Below are 16,791 nucleotides of genomic sequence, written 5' to 3'. Positions count from 1 at the left end.
CTGATGGATAATATGGAAATAATCAGCATAATTGCTGATAAATATGTGTTTTTTTAGCAAGATTATGGCTACGTATCATAATCTGCCAGTTTCAGATTTTCAGCTATCCAGTGTTCATGTATGATAACAAGCTGTTTCTTTGCAGGCAGCCCGTTAAGTGATAACCGGACTCCGGATAAACTGTTGCTGCAGGTATGTTCAGTTGATTTTATAAAGATATGAAGATGAAAGTAGCCATTGTCAATTATGGTATGGGTAATCTGCATTCAGTGCTGAAATCTGTACAGGCGGCAAACCAGTTACAGCAGATGCAAGCGGAAGTTATTCTGACATCCGAACCGGATGAGGTATATCAGGCTGATAAAATTATTTTTCCCGGTCAGGGGGCTATGCCGGATTGTATGGCTGCTTTGCAGCGGAGCGGATTGGCTGATGCACTGGAAGACGGATTGCGGCGCAAACCGTTTTTTGGTATCTGTGTTGGCGCGCAATTGCTGTTTGAATGTAGCGAAGAGGGTAATACGGCCGGATTAGGCTGGTTCCAGGGTACGGTACCGCGTTTTCAGGCTGCATTAAGTACTGATGGCAGACCACTGAAAATACCGCATATGGGCTGGAACCGTGTACATCAGATGCAAGAGCATCCTTTATTTGCCGGTGTGGCTCAGGATGAATGGTTTTATTTTGTCCATAGTTATTATCTGCGACCAGAGGATCCGTCAATTACTCTGGGTACGGCTGATTATGCCGGTGATTTTGCCTGTATAGCAGGCAGAGATAATGTTTTTGCTACGCAGTTTCATTCTGAAAAAAGCCATGCGGCCGGTTTGCAGCTGCTGGGTAATTTTTTACGGTGGGATGGTACGTTTTAATTGAAGTAAAGGTACCGGTGTTTAACTCGTCAGTATATTTGAATTTAATATGTTATTGATTCCAGCAATTGATTTAAAAGGCGGACAGTGTGTACGTCTTCAACAGGGGCTGATGGAAAAAGCCACTGTATTTTCTGATGAGCCTGCACAGATGGCTGTGCACTGGTGTCAGCAGGGTGCGCGTCGCTTGCATTTAGTTGATCTGGATGGCGCTTTTGCCGGAAAACCAGAAAACATGACCGCCATCAAAGCGATACTTGAACAGGTAGCGGATAATGTGCCTGTGCAGCTTGGCGGTGGCATTCGTGATTTGCATACAATTGAACAATATCTGCAGCTGGGACTGAGTTTTGTCATTATTGGTACAGCAGCTGTGAATAATCCCGGATTTGTGCGTCAGGCATGTGCAGCTTTCCCTGGACAAATTATTGTGGGGCTGGATGCTAAAGATGGCATGGTTGCCATTGATGGCTGGGCAAAAGTGACAGATATCCATGTTACTGAGCTAGCCAGACAGTTTGCGGATGATGGTGTTAACAGCATTATCTACACTGATATTGGTCGCGATGGAATGATGAGTGGTGTCAATATTGACGCCACAGTCAAGCTGGCACAGGCAGCTTCTGTGCCGGTTATTGCATCCGGCGGGGTGAGCAGTATGAATGATGTGGAAGCTTTATGTGCCGTAGCCGAGCAGGGTGTTACCGGAGCTATTGTAGGACGCGCGATTTATGAAGGTTCACTTGATTTGGCCGCAGCACAGCGGATGGCTGATCAGTATAAGTAATAAATTTTGCTGACAGTCAGTGCTTGATCAGAATATTTTCTGATAATCTGATTTTGTATAAATTAATAATCATATAGGACTCGATTAATACCGATAGCCAATATGATTTTTGGACTGTAACTGTACAGGTAATCAGGGAGGACGTTTATGGTTAGCATCTTAGGTGCGGTAGTAATAGTTTTATGGCTATTGTTTACAATGAACCGCCCGAGACAGACTTTTTTTCAGGCCAGTATATTTACGATGGCGATGATGGTATTCAGCAGCATCATAGAACATGCATGGCCGGAAGTTAACAATGTCTGGTTAGTAGGATGGATAGCACAATGGGTATTTGTATTCATTGTCATATGGCTCTTTGATATTATTGCTGTAAGTACTACCAGTGCCGTGATTTATACATTAGTTGTGGGTATTGCTTACTATTTTTATCAGAATCATATTTTTACTCTGGTTGCGCAGTGGCTAGGTAAATGATTGCTGCTCAGTAGCAGAGAAAGATGGCATTATTATGGCTTTAGCCAAACGTATTATTCCCTGTCTGGATGTTGATAACGGGCGGGTAGTTAAGGGAATTAATTTTGTTTCTTTGCGTGATGCCGGTAGTCCGGTTGAGGTAGCACAGCGTTATAATGATGAAGGTGCTGACGAGCTGACTTTTCTGGATATTACTGCCAGTTCGGATAATCGTGATACGATTTTACATGTTATTGAAGCGGTAGCCAGCCGAGTGTTTATTCCGCTGACAGTAGGGGGCGGCGTACGCAGTGTTGAAGACGTGCGCCGCTTACTTAATGCCGGTGCTGATAAGGTATCAATTAATACCGCAGCAGTGACCAATCCTGAACTGGTTAGTGAAGCCAGTGCATTTTTCGGTAATCAGGCAATTGTTGTGGCAGTAGATGCTAAAGCAGTCAATGCCGAGAATACCTGCTGGGAGGTTTTTACTCATGGCGGACGCCGACACACCGGACTCGATGCAGTAGCCTGGGCACAGGATATGGCCTTACGCGGAGCTGGTGAAATTTTGCTGACCAGTATGGACCGTGATGGTACCCGGGCAGGGTTTAATTTACCGTTAACCCGGGCTGTAAGTGATGCTGTGTCGGTTCCTGTTGTTGCATCAGGAGGTGTGGGCAATATTGAACATTTGATAGAAGGTGTTCAGGAAGGTCATGCTGATGCTGTACTGGCTGCCAGTATTTTTCACTTTGGTGAAGTACGTATTCAGGATGCTAAGATAGCCATGAAACAGGCCGGTATTGAGATGCGTATCTAATCTGGCTGCCGATAATGGTTGTATGTTTACCTGAAAATAAGGACAATTGCAGTGTTTGATACGCTTCTGGATGCGATAAAGTGGGATGATAAAGGTCTGGTTTGCGCGGTGGTGCAGGACAGGCATACTCAGCGCGTTCTTATGGTGGCATGGATGAATGCCGAAGCTTTGCGTCAGACAGTAAGTACTGGTCTGGCTCATTATTACAGCCGGTCACGCCAGCAGCAATGGATGAAAGGTGAACAGTCCGGGCATACGCAAAAGGTATATGAAATGCGGCTGGATTGCGACGGTGATGCACTGGTGCTGCTGGTTGAGCAGTCCGGAGGTATTGCCTGTCATACCGGACATGCCAGCTGTTTTTATCGTGTTTATCATGATGGTGACTGGCAGAGCACTGACCCGGTTATCAAAAATGAAAATGAAATATATACATGTCCTGCCAAAGGACACACACATACTGATTAAAGAGGATGCAGGATGACACAAGTGCCGGAAAAAGCAGATTTTTCCAGAGTATTAACTGAACTGGCTGATGTGCTGGACAGCAGACGTGAGGCTTCACCGCAAACTTCTTATGTTTCTCAGTTATTGCATGCCGGTGAAGATAAAATCCTGAAAAAAGTTATTGAGGAAGCCGGTGAAGTATTAATGGCATCCAAAGACGGAGATAAACAGCATTTAGTTAAAGAAGTTGCTGATGTCTGGTTTCATACGATGGTGTTATTAACTTATCATCAGATTCGGGTTGAAGATGTATTGCAGGAATTGCAGCAGCGGCAAAATGTGTCTGGTCTGACTGAAAAAGCCAGTCGCCAGCCACAGTAATTACAATGGAATTTTAAATATGCGCAGCTGTGAGTAAACAGCAGGCGCATGTTTTTTTAGGCAGTTGAAGTAAAGGATAACATCATGGGCAGTTTTTCAATTTGGCATTGGGCTTTGGTATTACTGATTGTTGTACTGGTTTTTGGCACCAAAAAATTACGTAATCTTGGTAAAGATCTGGGCGGAGCTGTACACGATTTTAAGCAGGGACTGAACGAAAGTGACCGGGAAAGCACAAAAAATGATGATGTAATCGAACATAATAAAGACGACAGCAAAGTGTAGAAAGCATTTATGTTTGGTTTGGGGTTTGGTGAAATTTTACTGATTGCTGCTGTGGCTCTGGTTGTACTCGGACCGGAGCGACTACCCAAGGTCGCACGCAGTGCCGGTCTCTGGGTCGGGCGCATTCAGAATTTCATTAATAATGTTAAAACCGAACTAAGCCAGCAGGCCGGCGTGGCAGAATTCAGGCAGGCGCGTGACAGCATTGAAGCCGCAGCCCGTTCTTTTGAGCATGATATCAATGCCAATGTGCATAGTATCCGCGGGGAAGTAGATGCACTTAAACGTCAGCTCTCTAAAGATGAACAGCAGGCTGAAACAGACAGTACGCCTGAGTTCTCTGGGTCGTCACAAAATTATCATTTGCCGGTAAGGGAAGCGCCATTGCTGCATCGGGTGTCGTTACGCCGGCAGGCTCTGCAACGCCGGCGGGATATGCGACCGCGGCACAGCATTACTCCTAAACTGCGGGTACGCCGACATTGATGGATAACCGATTGTGAAGCAGGTTGAAGAAAATACTGAATTGACGCTGATTGATCATTTGCTGGAATTGCGTCGCCGCTTGATGTGGATTCTGGGAATTCTGCTGCTGTGCTTTGCAGTTTTAGTGCCTTTTGCGCAAAAAATTTATACTTTTGTAGCTGAACCATTAATGGCGAATCTTCCGGCTGGTCAGCATATGATTGCCACAGAAGTGATTGCTCCATTTTTTGTGCCGTTAAAAGTAACACTGATGGCGGCATTTCTTCTGACACTTCCGCATACTCTGTATCAAATCTGGGCTTTTGTGGCACCGGGTTTGTACAGACATGAGAAACGTCTGATACTGCCATTACTGATTGCCAGTGTTTTATTATTTGCTTTAGGTATGGCATTTGCCTACTATCTGGTTTTTCCGGTTATTTTCCGTTTTCTTACCGGTGTTATTCCTGTTGGTGTCAGTATGGCAACTGATATAGATAAATATTTGTCTTTTATTCTAGGTATGTTTGTAGCATTCGGAGTAACATTTGAAGTGCCTGTACTGGTGATTCTGTTAAACAGAATCGAAGTAGTGTCTGTTCAGCAATTGAAAAAAGCCCGTGCCTATGTGGTGGTAGGTGCTTTTGTTGTAGCTGCCGTAGTGACTCCACCGGATGTGCTGTCGCAAACATTACTTGCTATACCGCTGATTCTTCTTTATGAAGTAGGAATTCTGGTGTGTCGCTGTTGGGGTAGTAGTAACAAAAAGACTGCTTTAACAGTCCACTCGGGAAGAGAATAGTTTTGTCACTTTTGCTTTTTTACTGAAATAACAGGCTGCCTGAGAATTTTCAGGCAGCCTGTTTAATAAATAATATAAGCCGGCTAATGATGTTATTCGTTGGAGAGTTGTATGAATCAGTCACAAATTGATTCGTGTCCGAGTATTTGCCGTCTGTCCACACTGATATGGTGGCTGGGGATGCTGACTTTATGCATTGTGCCATTTATGTCGAGCTGGCGGGTAGGTACGCTGTCAAGCTTTTATCTGGAAGCCGGGACGTTATTTTTTGCTCTTTGTCTGACTGGATTAACGGTACTGACACGCAAAACTCAGTTTTCATTTCCTCCTGCCTGTATCAGTCTGCTATTGCTCGCTTTTTTGCTGATGCTACAGGCAAGAGTTATGCATCTTACTTATATCAGCCAGTCTGATCTGACTGCTCTGGTATTTGTAGTAATGGCTTTGCTCGCATGGGCTGCACGGGCATGGGTGATTCGCATAGGCCAGACTCAGGCTGTCACTATTCTGGCGATGGCTCTTGTGCTGGGTGTATTACTGCAATCAATCGTATGTGTAATGCAGTTTGCTGATATTGCAGGCCGGATACCGGGAATATTGCGCGGTCCGGGTAATCATTACATCTATGGTCAGCTGGCACAGCGCAATCATCTCGGGCATTATCTGATGTGGGGCGTGCTGGCACTGTGCTTTTTATGGGAACAGCGACGTCTGCCTAACTGGCTGGTATGGGTTTTATTAATCTGGTTTACCGGCATTATGGGACTGATAGGTTCACGGACGATTGTTGTCTATGTGCTGGTAATAGGACTGTCACTATTTTTCTGGCGCTGGCGTGCCGGCTCTGCAGCGAATCGCCTGTTGCTGATGCTGGGTATTGCCATAGGTCTGGTATTGCTGTTTCAGCTGATATTAAGCCCATTATTTGACATGTTGCTGCATATCAATTTTCAATCCGGAACAGCACGGCTGGAACAGGGTGGATTTGCCCGGTCTGGCAGACAAATGGAGTGGCATAAGGCTTGGCTGATATTTCAAAGCGCTCCGTGGTTTGGTTATGGCTGGGGCAGTTATTCATATCAGGGCTTTGCTATTGCAGATGTTTATCCGAATGGTTTTCGTCAGTATGAAAATACTGTGCTGTTTACTCATTGTCATAATCTGGTACTACAATTACTGGCTGAAACAGGCATAGTCGGACTGCTAATTGTCAGTGCCTGCTTTGTATGGGTTATCTGGCCTCATTTACGTAAAGGATTTAATCCGGCATCAATTGTGCTGATCAGTATGATTCTGGTGTCTTTATGCCACAGCATGCTGGAATATCCGCTGTGGTACAGCTATTTTCTTGCTGTGTTTGTTTTGTTTGTGGCACTAACGCCTGTATCACAGAAAGACTTGAAACGGTCTTGCCGTTCGGCGTCCGGCCGCGTAAATCAGTTCTGCGCCATAGTGGTATTGATTTCGATGATTCTGCTTCTGTGGCAAATGATGAACTATCAGCGTTTTTTAAAAGTGCGTGCTGAACGTAATCTGCCCCAGGCTGAACAAGTAAGCCGTATGCATGATTTGCGTAATCAAATGTACTTTCTTCGTTATTATGTAGACATGGCAATTATCGAAAAGTTGAATGTTACTGATTCTTTTTTACCTTTATGGGGTAAACAGGCTGCATTGCTTGCCGGACGGTATCGCCCGTATAGCAACACTTTCATGCGCGGATTTTACTTAGAGCAAGCACATCAGAATAATGAGGCTAAAGAGTGGTTCAGCCATGTAAGTCATTATTATCCTGTACTTGTTCCTGGTTTTATAAGCAGATTTAAACAGCAGCCTCAGGCCGTGGCAGTAATACCACAATTGCAACAAGATTGCCTGAAATATCAGCAGCAAAGCATGCAGAAAGTGAATTGTTTATAGAGTTCAGACAAATATTTAACATAGTGCTTTTTAATGAAAAAATGAGCAAAAGCCTTGTTATTGTAAAGATAATCTCAACCTACATGTTAAGATACAAAGTGTAAATATAGTAAATTCGTCTGTAGTCAATACAGACAACGCACTTCCATTTAGGAGGATGATATGAATCGCGTATTATTAATTGATGATGATAATTTGTTGACTGAACTGCTCACTGAATATCTGACAGCAGAAGGTCTGGAAGTCAGCCGCGTTGCTGATGGTGAAGCCGGTGTTAAAGAAATTTTAACCGGTCAGTATGATGTAGTGGTTCTGGATTCCATGATGCCGAAAATGAACGGTCTGGATGTATTGAAAACGGTACGGGTTCAAAGCAAGATTCCGATTATTATGCTAACCGCCAAAGGTGATGATATTGATCGCATTATCGGTTTGGAAATGGGTGCGGATGACTATGTGCCGAAACCTTGTCAGCCGCGTGAATTGCTGGCTCGTATCAATGCTATTCTCCGCCGTACACATCAAAGTCATGACAATGACCAGAATGGCATTCCGAACAGTATTTCAGCCAGTGGTGTAGTACTTTATCCGGCTAAACGTCAGGTTACTATTGAAGAAGAACCACTGGAGCTGACCAGTACCGAATTCAATCTGCTGGAAGTGCTGATGCGTCATGCCGGACAGGTAGTTAGCAAAGAAACACTGTCTCTGGAAGCACTAGACCGGAAGCTGGCTAAATTTGATCGCAGTATCGACGTTCATATATCCAGTATTCGTCATAAGCTGGGCAATGCCAGTCTGATTCAGACTGTGCGTGGTCTGGGCTACCTGTTTGTAAAAAACTGAACCAGTGGATACAGGCTGTTAATAAACAGCCTGTTCTGATTTATGAAACTGTTCCCCCGTATCTTTGCAACTTTTTGTGCTGTAATTGTTTGTGCCATTTTTGTGGCCAGTTCTTCATTCTGGCTGGTACAAAACACTTTAGCCGAAACACGGTTTAAACAACAGCGCAATTTTGAAGAAAATCTGCTGAGCAGCACCATGAATGCGTTTCAGGCACGTGGTGATGCCGGTATACGCGAACAACTGGTTGAGTGGGGGAATAGTCCGGGTGGCGAAAACCTGTATGTTATTACCGGTGACAATAAAAACGACATACTTGGACGCCCTATTGATCCTGAGGATATCGATAAAGCACATGAGTTCGCTTTGTCACATCCGCACTCAAAACTCGTACAGATTGCCTATAATTCACTGGGTGAAGAATATCTCTTCATGATTCGCGGCTGGAACCATGAACGTACTCCTCGTCCGCCGAGCCCGTTTTTTATTCCCGGTTTACCCATTGCACCAGTCTGGCACGAATTTATCATTCTCAGCTTTATTATTATAGTAGGTTTATTAACAGCCTATATACTGGCTAATAATATTACTCAGCCAATCCGCGTATTGTGGCGCGGGATGGATCGTCTGGCTCATGGGAATTTGCAGACCCGTGTTTCTCATCAGCTATCAGAACGTCGTGATGAACTGTATTCTCTGGCTGTGCAGTTTGACAATATGGCAGATAAACTGCAGAAGCTTGTGGAAAAAGAGCGTCACCTGTTGCACCATGTATCACATGAAATGCGCTCTCCGCTGGCACGCATGCAAGCGATTATTGGTTTGATTCACGTACAACCACAAAAACAGGAACAACACTTGCAGCGTCTGGAAAGTGAACTGGGGCGTATGGATTTACTGGTAGGTGAACTGCTTACCTTGTCACGGCTGGAAACTTCTGATTTGCCTATTACGCTGGAACCTTTGTCTTTGGTGCCACTAATCAGGCAAATCGTGGAAGACAATCAGGCCATAGCTATGCAGCATCAGCAGACTTTATCATGGCAGTGTGATATTCCTGATACTGCTATGGTAAAAGCCAATGAAAGCTATTTATATCGGGCTTTTGATAATGTTGTGCGTAATGCCATTAATTACAGCCCTGATGGCAGTGAAATTAAAGTTTATCTGCATGAGGGTGGTAAACAGCAATGGCAGGTTGATATCAGTGACAATGGACCCGGTGTGGCAGAAAATCAGTTACCGCATATTTTTACTGCTTTTTATCGTGCAGACAGCAGTGCTAATAAACCGGGTACAGGTTTAGGCTTGGCGTTAACCAAACACATCATTGATCGTCACCATGGCAAAATTTATGCGGATAATCAACAACCCAAGGGTTTAAGTATGCATTTTTTACTGCCTAAATTTACGCCGGGCAGAAACAGGAACCGCCAGAAAAATAAAAATCAGTTGCCTGTAGCCAACGGATAAAGTTATTTATACTTATCCGGCTGGCAGGTTCTCTCCGAAGAATACGTTGTAGTTGTATGTAAACTGCTACTATTTAAATTTCAATATCAATAAGGTTTTAGTCTGGCAGATGTATAGTACGACAGATAACTATTAATCTGTGGTTCTCTGGTCTGGTTTTTCCGCGTCTGTTATCAGATTAGTTTGCTGGGTAAACCAATCAGTGGCAATTTGATTGACCTCATCTATACCTTGCTTTTTCAGACTGGAGAACAGTTGTACCGTAACTTGTTGACGGGCAATGTAAGGTTGAAGTGCTTTTTTAACACCGGCCAAGGTTTTAATTTGATCGTTTTTTGATAATTTATCTGCTTTAGAGAGCAAAATGTGGACAGGACGCCGAGTTACCGCGAAAAAATCAAGCATTTGTTTGTCCAGCTCTTTAAGCGGGTGGCGGGCATCCATAATCAGAATCAGCCCGACCAGTTGCTTGCGTGTTTGTAGGTAATCGCCCAGTAGTGTTACCCAATGTCTGCGGATTGCCTCAGGTACCTGAGCGTAACCATAACCGGGTAAATCCACCATAAACCCGCCGTTAGTCAGTTCAAAAAAATTAATGTGCTGGGTACGGCCTGGAGTTTTAGATACATAAGCCAGACGAGTATGATTAGTCAATGTATTGATTGCGCTTGATTTACCCGCATTGCTGCGACCGACAAAAGCAATTTCAGCAGTTGTTGCGGGCAGGTCTTTCAGATGATTAACGGTAGTATAAAAACGGGCGTGACGAAACAGATTCATGAGTAATTAAAAAAAAAGTAAGGTGATAGCATACCATATTTTGAGCCCAATCCGGATTCCGCTGTTTATGTAAATGCTTGCTTTCAGGCGGGGTACTTGATTTTTTGTTTTATGCTGCTAAACTGCATTTAAGATTATTTTAAGGAAACTTTCAGATGGAAGACGAGGTCTCGAGCAGTTGTATCGTGCATGTAGACGTGTTTTTTCTCTGATTTAAGGCAGCCTTGCTCATGTAGCAGGCTGCCTGTTTGTATTTAACGCATAGGAAAAGAAAATGGATTTTAGCTGGTTAGGAGAACCGGCCACATGGGTAGGGCTGATTACCCTGATAATTCTTGAAATCGTTCTGGGTATCGATAATCTTGTATTTGTAGCCATACTGGCGAATAAAGCCAGTCCGAAAAAGCGCGACCATGCCCGTATAGCTGGTTTGTCTCTGGCAGTGCTGATCCGCATTCTGATGCTGGCACTGATGTCTTTTATCATTACCCTGACCAAGCCCTTTGTACATATCAGCGGTTTTGCCATTTCAGTTAAAGATCTGATTATGTTTGGCGGCGGACTCTTCCTGCTCTATAAGGCAACAACTGAGTTGCATGAACGGCTGGAAGGGCATACTGCTATGGCTTCAATTACCAATGTCTCCGTTTATGCCAGTTTCTGGAGTGTGGTATTACAAATTGTCGTGCTGGACGCGGTATTTTCACTTGATTCAGTCATTACCGCTGTCGCCATGGTGCAACACATTACAGTGGCAATGCTGGCCGTGATTATCGCTATGGCAATGATGATTTGGGCAAGCGGACCATTGACAGAGTTTGTAAATCGCCATCCTACAGTAGTGATGCTGTGTCTGGGCTTTTTACTCATGATAGGGTTCAGCCTGATTGCTGAAGGTTTACACTTTGAAATACCTAAGGGTTATCTGTATGCCGCTATTGCTTTCTCCATTCTGATTGAGATATTTAATCAGATTTCTACCCGGAATACCCGTCGTAACGATATGATTGGTCGCTCTTGGCGTTACCGTACCGCTGACAGCGTGCTGGGTATGATGGGACTGCGTGAAAAAGAGCTGGCTAAAAATGGTACGCAAACTGATGATGACGAACATTTTGAAGAAAATGAAAAATCCATGATTCGCAGCGTGCTTACTTTGGCCGAACGTCCGATAATGGGTGTCATGACACCGCGCAGTGATATTGAACGTCTGGATTTATCTCAGCCGCGTGAGCAGCAGTGCCAACAATTACAAAGCACACCATTTTCACGACTGGTAGTAGTAGGAAAAGCCGGAATTGATGAGCCACTGGGATTTGTAAATAAAAAAGATTTACTTAACCAGTTATTAAGCGGAGAGCAATTAAATATTCAGGCTGCATTACGGCAACCACTGGTCTTACCGGACAGCAGCACCGTACTAGATGCTATGGAGTTGTTTCGTTCGCGAAGTGCTGATATTGCGCTGGTAGTTGATGAATTTGGCGCTGTACTCGGACTGGTCAGCATGAAAGATTTAATGGAAACCATTGCCGGTGATTTTCCGGAAGAGTATGAACGTGCCGATGCACCCAGTATCCAGCAAAATGCCGATCATAGCGTTACTGTAGACGGCAGTCTTGAGTATGCCATTCTGGCTCAGCACCTGCATTTGCCTACCTTACCGGAAGATGCTGAGTACCATACTGTAGCCGGATTAATTATGGAAGAAATGCAGGATATTCCGGATGTCGGAGATACCATTGATTATGCCGGTTACCGTTTTGAAGTATTGAACAAAGACGGGCACCGTCTGGAACGGGTACGTATCAGCAAAATTGAACAGCCGGAATCTGAATAACTCGGTTGATAGCCATAAAAAAGCCTGCTGATAACAGCAGGCTTTTTTCGTTAACTAATTTGATTATTGAATCTGGCTACCGATAACGCCACCCAGCGCAGCACCGCCTAAAGTAGCACCAGTATCTTTACCTAACAGATTACCAGCCACACCCCCTACTACTACACCGGCAGCAGTATTACGCTGAGCTGGGGTCATATCAGCACAGGCAGAGAGAGAAGCAGCTACTGCAGCTATTAAAGCCAGTGTTTTTAGACTTGATTTCATGTTAATACCTCTTTCTATTCAGAATAAAGAATTGCGTGTTAATTAATATTTATACGTTACCTATAAACTATTTAACTACAAATAAAATATTATTTCAAAGTTAATTATATACCTTTAGCAAAGCAGTTTAGTAAAAAACTGCAATCAAAATCACAAATGCATTTTACAGATGTATTCAAAATATCTGCCGATTATTCAAGTTCAGTAGCAGTATCCGTGTCAGTACATATTTCGGGTGTCTGGTGTGAAGGCTGCCTTTTTTCTTTATATTTAATCACAGCCCTGTCCAGTTTATCCATCAGACAATCGATAGCAGCATACATATCATTATCCAGACATTCAATATGGATATCTTTACCGGAAAGATGCAAATCAATTTCAGCTTTTTTCTGTACTTTAAATACAGAGAAAGTGACAGTTGCGCTGATGACCTGATCGGCATGACGGATAATGCGCTCCAGTTTATTCAGTGTGTAGTCTTTCAGAGCTGCGGTAACATCAAGATTCTGTCCGATAAATTTAAGATTCATAGCCTGATCCTTTTTAAAGGGTTTAGGAAAAAACAGGATAAATTTTATGAAAGTTAACTGAAAATTAATGATTACTGTACTGTACTTTACGTTGGTGCGCCGGAGGAATTTTCAAGTCCTCACGATATTTTGCAACTGTGCGCCGGGCTAGATTAATACCCTGCTTAGCCAGCTGATTTACCAAATGTGTATCAGAATAGGGATGTTGCGGGTCTTCTCCGTTAATTATACTTTGCAGAAGTGATTTAATTGCTGTCTGACTGTTACCTGTTCCATCATCCGTTGCTGCAACAGACTGATTGAAAAAATAGCGTAGAGGAAAAACACCTTGTGAACAGGTCAGGTATTTCTGATTGATTGCCCGTGAAACAGTACTCTCTGCCAGTTCGAGAGCCTGAGCTGTTTCTTTAATAGTTAAAGGAGCCAGCGCCAGAGAACCAAAATTGAAAAAATCCTGCTGTTGCTGCAAAATCCATTCGCCCAGACGTTGCAGAGTGGTTTTACGCATCTGCAAGCTGTGAAGACACGTTTGTGCTTCCTGCCATTTGTTTTTACACATAGTATCCATCTCTGTGCTTTTTTGCTCTATCCACTCTTCGACACTGGGTTCTATTCTCAGCTGAGGAAAAGTATCATGCAGAAGGCGTATCTGCCAATTACCACTTTTATTGATATAAACTTCCATATCAGGGCGTATAGACAGAATACCATTACGATCAGGTAATCCGTAACAGGGATAAGGATTCAGTGCGCCAATGAGTTTACAGGCTGTTTCAAGTGTGTTTGCAGAAAACTGGGGCAATTGCCGGCAAAGTTGTTTAAACTGATGGGTACTCAGCCACTGACCAAAGTGTTTGCTAATCAGTAAGCGCGCGCAGGTATGAATTTCATCATTATCGACAGATTCGTCAGACAGATTATCCAGTTGCAGTAACAGGGATTCCTGTAAATTCCGAGCACCAACACCAGTAGGCTCAAACTGCTGCAGAATCGTCAGCGCCTGTGCCAGCTCTGTTTCGTCCAGCCGCCATTCCAGCGGTGCATTTTCTATCAGATCAGTTAAACTGCTGTCCAGATAACCCTGCTCATTCAGATTCTCTATCAGAAAATACACCTGTGCTGCCGTAACGTCATCCAGATCGTATTCACATACCTGCCGGCGCAGCAATTCATACATATCAGGATTGTCGGCAATCGTGTCCCAGACATCACTTTCGGCTTGCATAATACCCAGCTGTGGCGGCTGTACATACTGAGTATCAGAAAAGCTGTCTTCAGATGTATTTTCTACTTCCTCAAGAAAAGGATTATCCGCCAGCCAGCCGGCTACCAGTTCCTGCAATTCCAGCGTAGATAGCTGCAACACCTGTAGCGATTGTTGCAGCTTCGGACTAAGGCGGGTTGTAAGACTGAGTCGGAGATGAGTAGCTGGCCTTTGCATAAGCAGTTAATACTCGAAATGCTCACCCAGATAAACAGCGCGTACCTGTTCATTATTAACCAGCTCTTCCGGTACACCGGAAGCCAGTACACTACCCTGATTAATAATATATGCGCGGTCACAGATGCGCAGGGTTTCACGTACATTATGGTCAGTAATCAGTGTGCCGATACCACGCTGTTTCAGGAAAGAAATCAGATTCTGAATATCGATCACTGCAATCGGATCAACGCCGGCAAATGGTTCATCAAGCAGAATGAAGCGCGGGTTCATGGCCAGAACCCGTGCAATTTCAGCACGACGGCGTTCACCGCCGGACAAAGACTGTGCAGTGTTGTTGCGCAGGTGCTCAATATGCAGGTCGGCCAGCAGCAGTTCCAGCTGTTCGGCTCGTTTTTCGGGCGGATAATTAATTTCCAGAATAGCTTTGATATTCTGGGCTACTGTCATTTTACGAAAAATCGAAGCTTCCTGAGGCAGATAACCTAAACCTAATCGTGCACGTTCATAAATCGGACGGTGAGTAATTTCCTGCCCATCTAGCATGATACTGCCACCATCAGCTGCAATCAGACCTACAATCATATAGAAGCTGGTAGTTTTGCCGGCACCATTCGGGCCAAGCAGACCGATTACCTCGCCACTGTTGACTTCCAGTGCGACATCATTAACTACCTGACGCTGTTTAAAACTTTTTTGCAGACCGCTGACACGAAGCTGACTTGGCGGCACAGTAGGCATTACATTCATGAGTATGGATTATTTCTTTTTCTGTTGCGGTTGGATAATAACGTGTACCCGGCCTTTAGGCGCGCTTTTAACGGTATAAACCTCAGTATTGGTGTTATAAACAATTACTGCACCGCGTGCCATATCACCACCACGGTTTACCTGAGCGTTACCGGTAATCGTAACAATACCGCTCAGGCTTTCATAATGTACATTATCTCCGTGACCGGTTACCATGCCGTCTTTTTCCAGCTGTTGTCCAAACGTAGCAGGCTTGCCATCAGCAATAATTGTCTGGTTACCGGCATTATCCTTATGCGCAGTGATACGGGCTGCATTCATATACATACTGCCCTGCCGCATTTTTACATTACCGGTAAATACGGTTGTCTGATTCTGTTTATCCAGAGAGCCTTGATCGGCTTCAATCTGAATAGGTTGCTGCCGGTCACTTTCCAGTGCCCATGCATGCATACTGCCGGCAAGCAGACAAAAGACTGCTAAAATTTTGCCGTTAATGAGAGTGCGGGTCATAAATAATCGCCTTTACGCGTGCGGGTAAATTCAGAAAGCCGCGTTGTTTGTCGTATTCGAAACCTTGTGATGTACCGTGAGATATACCATACTGGTAAGAAACCTGTGCATCAGTTTTGATTACCTGAGTTTGTGTATCAACATGTAATACACTGGTTTCCAGCTGCCCTGCCGGTTCATTTCCAACCGGATTTTTGTGCCAGACTACCTGTCCCAGTAAATCTACCTTGCGGCTGTCGGTATAGTACTGTCCGGTATTGGCCTTAATGCGATAAAGTTCAGCACCGTTTTTATATAATCCCATATTGGGATTATCAATATAAATAACAGTTTGCTGCGGAAACTGCCGGGCAGCAGTGGCGTGAATGGTTTCACTTAACTGGCCGTGCTCATCATACCGTTCACCGTCGATTAAATTAATCACATATTTAGGCTCTTTCGGATTCAGAGGAACTTCTACTGTCTTGATATCAGTAATCCGGTCTAGCCAGAAGCTTATGCCGCCAAGGGCTACAGCCAGAATCAGCGGAAACGCCCAGTTACTGCGGCTGCGAATCACATTCATGCCAGATACTCCGCCATATCCTGAGCCAGAAAGCCCTGTGCATCCAGTAATAAATCACAGACTTCACGTACTGCACCGGCTCCGCCGGGCGCACGAGTAACATAATCAGCATGCTGTAACACTAAAGGATGAGAACCGGGTACTGCAACTGCCAGCCCGCAATGTTTCATAACCGGTAAGTCTACGACATCATCGCCGATATAAGCACATTGCTGCTCATCTAAACCAAGCTGCTGTAATAATTGCCGATAACAGCTGCGTTTATCCGAAATACCTTTAAAATAATATTCGATGCCAAGCTGCTGTACCCGGATACCGACAGAGGGTGCGTCGCGTCCGGTAATAATTGCCGTTTGAATGCCGTGGCGGTGCAACATCTTCAATCCGTGGCCGTCAAGTGTATGGAATGATTTGATTTCCTCGCCGTTATCACGGATAAAAATACGACCGTCAGTCAGTACGCCGTCTACATCCATAATAAACAGCCTGATTTTCCGGGCAGCTTCAACCATCGCACTGGCAGACATCATCGTATTCATCGGTATTCC

21 protein-coding genes are annotated in these 16,791 nt (G+C 44.4%); 13 read left to right on the top strand and 8 right to left on the bottom strand.

Annotated elements, in window-relative coordinates:
* Positions 1 to 224 precede the first annotated feature (224 nt).
* The 12 genes from hisH to H3V11_RS01850 all read left to right on the top strand — a co-directional run bounded on the left by hisH (position 225) and on the right by H3V11_RS01850 (position 9,557).
* Positions 225 to 872, top strand: coding sequence for an imidazole glycerol phosphate synthase subunit HisH (hisH, locus tag H3V11_RS01905; protein ID WP_198223484.1), 648 nt, complete (start codon positions 225 to 227; stop codon positions 870 to 872).
* A 49-nt stretch (positions 873 to 921) separates the two neighbouring features.
* Positions 922 to 1,659, top strand: coding sequence for a 1-(5-phosphoribosyl)-5-[(5-phosphoribosylamino)methylideneamino]imidazole-4-carboxamide isomerase (gene hisA, locus H3V11_RS01900; RefSeq protein ID WP_198223483.1), 738 nt, complete (start codon positions 922 to 924; stop codon positions 1,657 to 1,659).
* Between the two features lie 147 nt (positions 1,660 to 1,806).
* Positions 1,807 to 2,136: a hypothetical protein gene (locus tag H3V11_RS01895; protein WP_037392724.1), complete on the top strand. Its 330-nt coding sequence runs from the start codon at positions 1,807 to 1,809 to the stop codon at positions 2,134 to 2,136.
* 34 nt (positions 2,137 to 2,170) lie between these two features.
* Entirely contained in the window at positions 2,171 to 2,938 is a 768-nt protein-coding gene (gene hisF, locus H3V11_RS01890) for an imidazole glycerol phosphate synthase subunit HisF (protein WP_025331287.1), read from the top strand.
* 51 nt (positions 2,939 to 2,989) lie between these two features.
* Complete coding sequence (gene hisI, locus H3V11_RS01885) at positions 2,990 to 3,406, top strand: phosphoribosyl-AMP cyclohydrolase (protein ID WP_025331286.1); 417 nt, start codon at positions 2,990 to 2,992, stop codon at positions 3,404 to 3,406.
* Between the two features lie 12 nt (positions 3,407 to 3,418).
* Positions 3,419 to 3,766 (top strand): phosphoribosyl-ATP diphosphatase, encoded by a 348-nt coding sequence (locus tag H3V11_RS01880; RefSeq protein ID WP_078475718.1) that lies wholly within the window; start codon positions 3,419 to 3,421, stop codon positions 3,764 to 3,766.
* Between the two features lie 84 nt (positions 3,767 to 3,850).
* Positions 3,851 to 4,051 carry a Sec-independent protein translocase subunit TatA gene (tatA, locus tag H3V11_RS01875; RefSeq protein ID WP_025331284.1) on the top strand — a complete coding sequence of 67 codons (201 nt, stop codon included), beginning with the start codon at positions 3,851 to 3,853 and terminating at the stop codon, positions 4,049 to 4,051.
* A 9-nt stretch (positions 4,052 to 4,060) separates the two neighbouring features.
* On the top strand, positions 4,061 to 4,537 hold the full coding sequence (tatB, locus tag H3V11_RS01870) for a Sec-independent protein translocase protein TatB (RefSeq protein ID WP_025331283.1): 477 nt from the start codon (positions 4,061 to 4,063) through the stop codon (positions 4,535 to 4,537).
* Positions 4,538 to 4,550: 13 nt separating this feature from the next.
* Positions 4,551 to 5,318, top strand: a complete 768-nt coding sequence (tatC, locus tag H3V11_RS01865) for a twin-arginine translocase subunit TatC (RefSeq protein ID WP_370570162.1) — start codon at positions 4,551 to 4,553, stop codon at positions 5,316 to 5,318.
* 111 nt (positions 5,319 to 5,429) lie between these two features.
* Positions 5,430 to 7,238: a PglL family O-oligosaccharyltransferase gene (locus H3V11_RS01860; protein ID WP_198223482.1), complete on the top strand. Its 1,809-nt coding sequence runs from the start codon at positions 5,430 to 5,432 to the stop codon at positions 7,236 to 7,238.
* A gap of 162 nt (positions 7,239 to 7,400) precedes the next feature.
* Positions 7,401 to 8,084, top strand: coding sequence for a response regulator transcription factor (locus H3V11_RS01855; RefSeq protein ID WP_084552100.1), 684 nt, complete (start codon positions 7,401 to 7,403; stop codon positions 8,082 to 8,084).
* 42 nt (positions 8,085 to 8,126) lie between these two features.
* On the top strand, positions 8,127 to 9,557 hold the full coding sequence (locus H3V11_RS01850) for a cell wall metabolism sensor histidine kinase WalK (RefSeq protein ID WP_110414530.1): 1,431 nt from the start codon (positions 8,127 to 8,129) through the stop codon (positions 9,555 to 9,557).
* 132 nt (positions 9,558 to 9,689) lie between these two features.
* Here H3V11_RS01850 and yihA read toward each other — a convergent pair whose 3' ends face one another.
* The gene (gene yihA, locus H3V11_RS01845; RefSeq protein ID WP_100125791.1) at positions 9,690 to 10,337 is read right to left on the bottom strand and encodes a ribosome biogenesis GTP-binding protein YihA/YsxC; all 648 of its coding nucleotides are present in this window, start codon (positions 10,335 to 10,337) and stop codon (positions 9,690 to 9,692) included.
* 274 nt (positions 10,338 to 10,611) lie between these two features.
* On the opposite strand from yihA, the gene H3V11_RS01840 reads away from it, so the two are divergent.
* Positions 10,612 to 12,177: a TerC family protein gene (locus H3V11_RS01840; RefSeq protein ID WP_025331277.1), complete on the top strand. Its 1,566-nt coding sequence runs from the start codon at positions 10,612 to 10,614 to the stop codon at positions 12,175 to 12,177.
* A 63-nt stretch (positions 12,178 to 12,240) separates the two neighbouring features.
* On the opposite strand, the gene H3V11_RS01835 is transcribed toward H3V11_RS01840, so the two are convergent.
* From H3V11_RS01835 to kdsC, 7 genes are all read right to left on the bottom strand, one after another.
* A complete protein-coding gene (locus H3V11_RS01835) occupies positions 12,241 to 12,444 on the bottom strand; it encodes a glycine zipper 2TM domain-containing protein (RefSeq protein WP_025331276.1) in 204 nt (67 codons plus the stop codon).
* A gap of 191 nt (positions 12,445 to 12,635) precedes the next feature.
* Positions 12,636 to 12,974, bottom strand: coding sequence for a ribosome hibernation-promoting factor, HPF/YfiA family (gene hpf, locus H3V11_RS01830; RefSeq protein ID WP_025331275.1), 339 nt, complete (start codon positions 12,972 to 12,974; stop codon positions 12,636 to 12,638).
* Between the two features lie 64 nt (positions 12,975 to 13,038).
* A complete protein-coding gene (gene rpoN / locus H3V11_RS01825) occupies positions 13,039 to 14,415 on the bottom strand; it encodes an RNA polymerase factor sigma-54 (protein ID WP_198208739.1) in 1,377 nt (458 codons plus the stop codon).
* 6 nt (positions 14,416 to 14,421) lie between these two features.
* A complete protein-coding gene (gene lptB / locus H3V11_RS01820; RefSeq protein WP_100126282.1) occupies positions 14,422 to 15,165 on the bottom strand; it encodes an LPS export ABC transporter ATP-binding protein in 744 nt (247 codons plus the stop codon).
* Between the two features lie 9 nt (positions 15,166 to 15,174).
* The gene (lptA, locus tag H3V11_RS01815) at positions 15,175 to 15,678 is read right to left on the bottom strand and encodes a lipopolysaccharide transport periplasmic protein LptA (protein WP_037392713.1); all 504 of its coding nucleotides are present in this window, start codon (positions 15,676 to 15,678) and stop codon (positions 15,175 to 15,177) included.
* On the bottom strand, positions 15,659 to 16,243 hold the full coding sequence (gene lptC, locus H3V11_RS01810; RefSeq protein ID WP_084547647.1) for an LPS export ABC transporter periplasmic protein LptC: 585 nt from the start codon (positions 16,241 to 16,243) through the stop codon (positions 15,659 to 15,661). The genes lptA and lptC overlap by 20 nt, the downstream gene beginning before the upstream one ends.
* Complete coding sequence (gene kdsC / locus H3V11_RS01805; protein WP_041879036.1) at positions 16,240 to 16,773, bottom strand: 3-deoxy-manno-octulosonate-8-phosphatase KdsC; 534 nt, start codon at positions 16,771 to 16,773, stop codon at positions 16,240 to 16,242. The genes lptC and kdsC overlap by 4 nt, the downstream gene beginning before the upstream one ends.
* Between the last annotated feature and the right edge of the window lie 18 nt (positions 16,774 to 16,791).

Source organism: Snodgrassella sp. W8158, from assembly GCF_016100435.1.
GTDB classification, from domain to species: Bacteria; Pseudomonadota; Gammaproteobacteria; order Burkholderiales; family Neisseriaceae; genus Snodgrassella; species Snodgrassella alvi.
The sequence above is the reverse complement of the archived record's forward strand: the minus strand, read 5'-3'. Positions and strand labels throughout refer to the sequence as shown.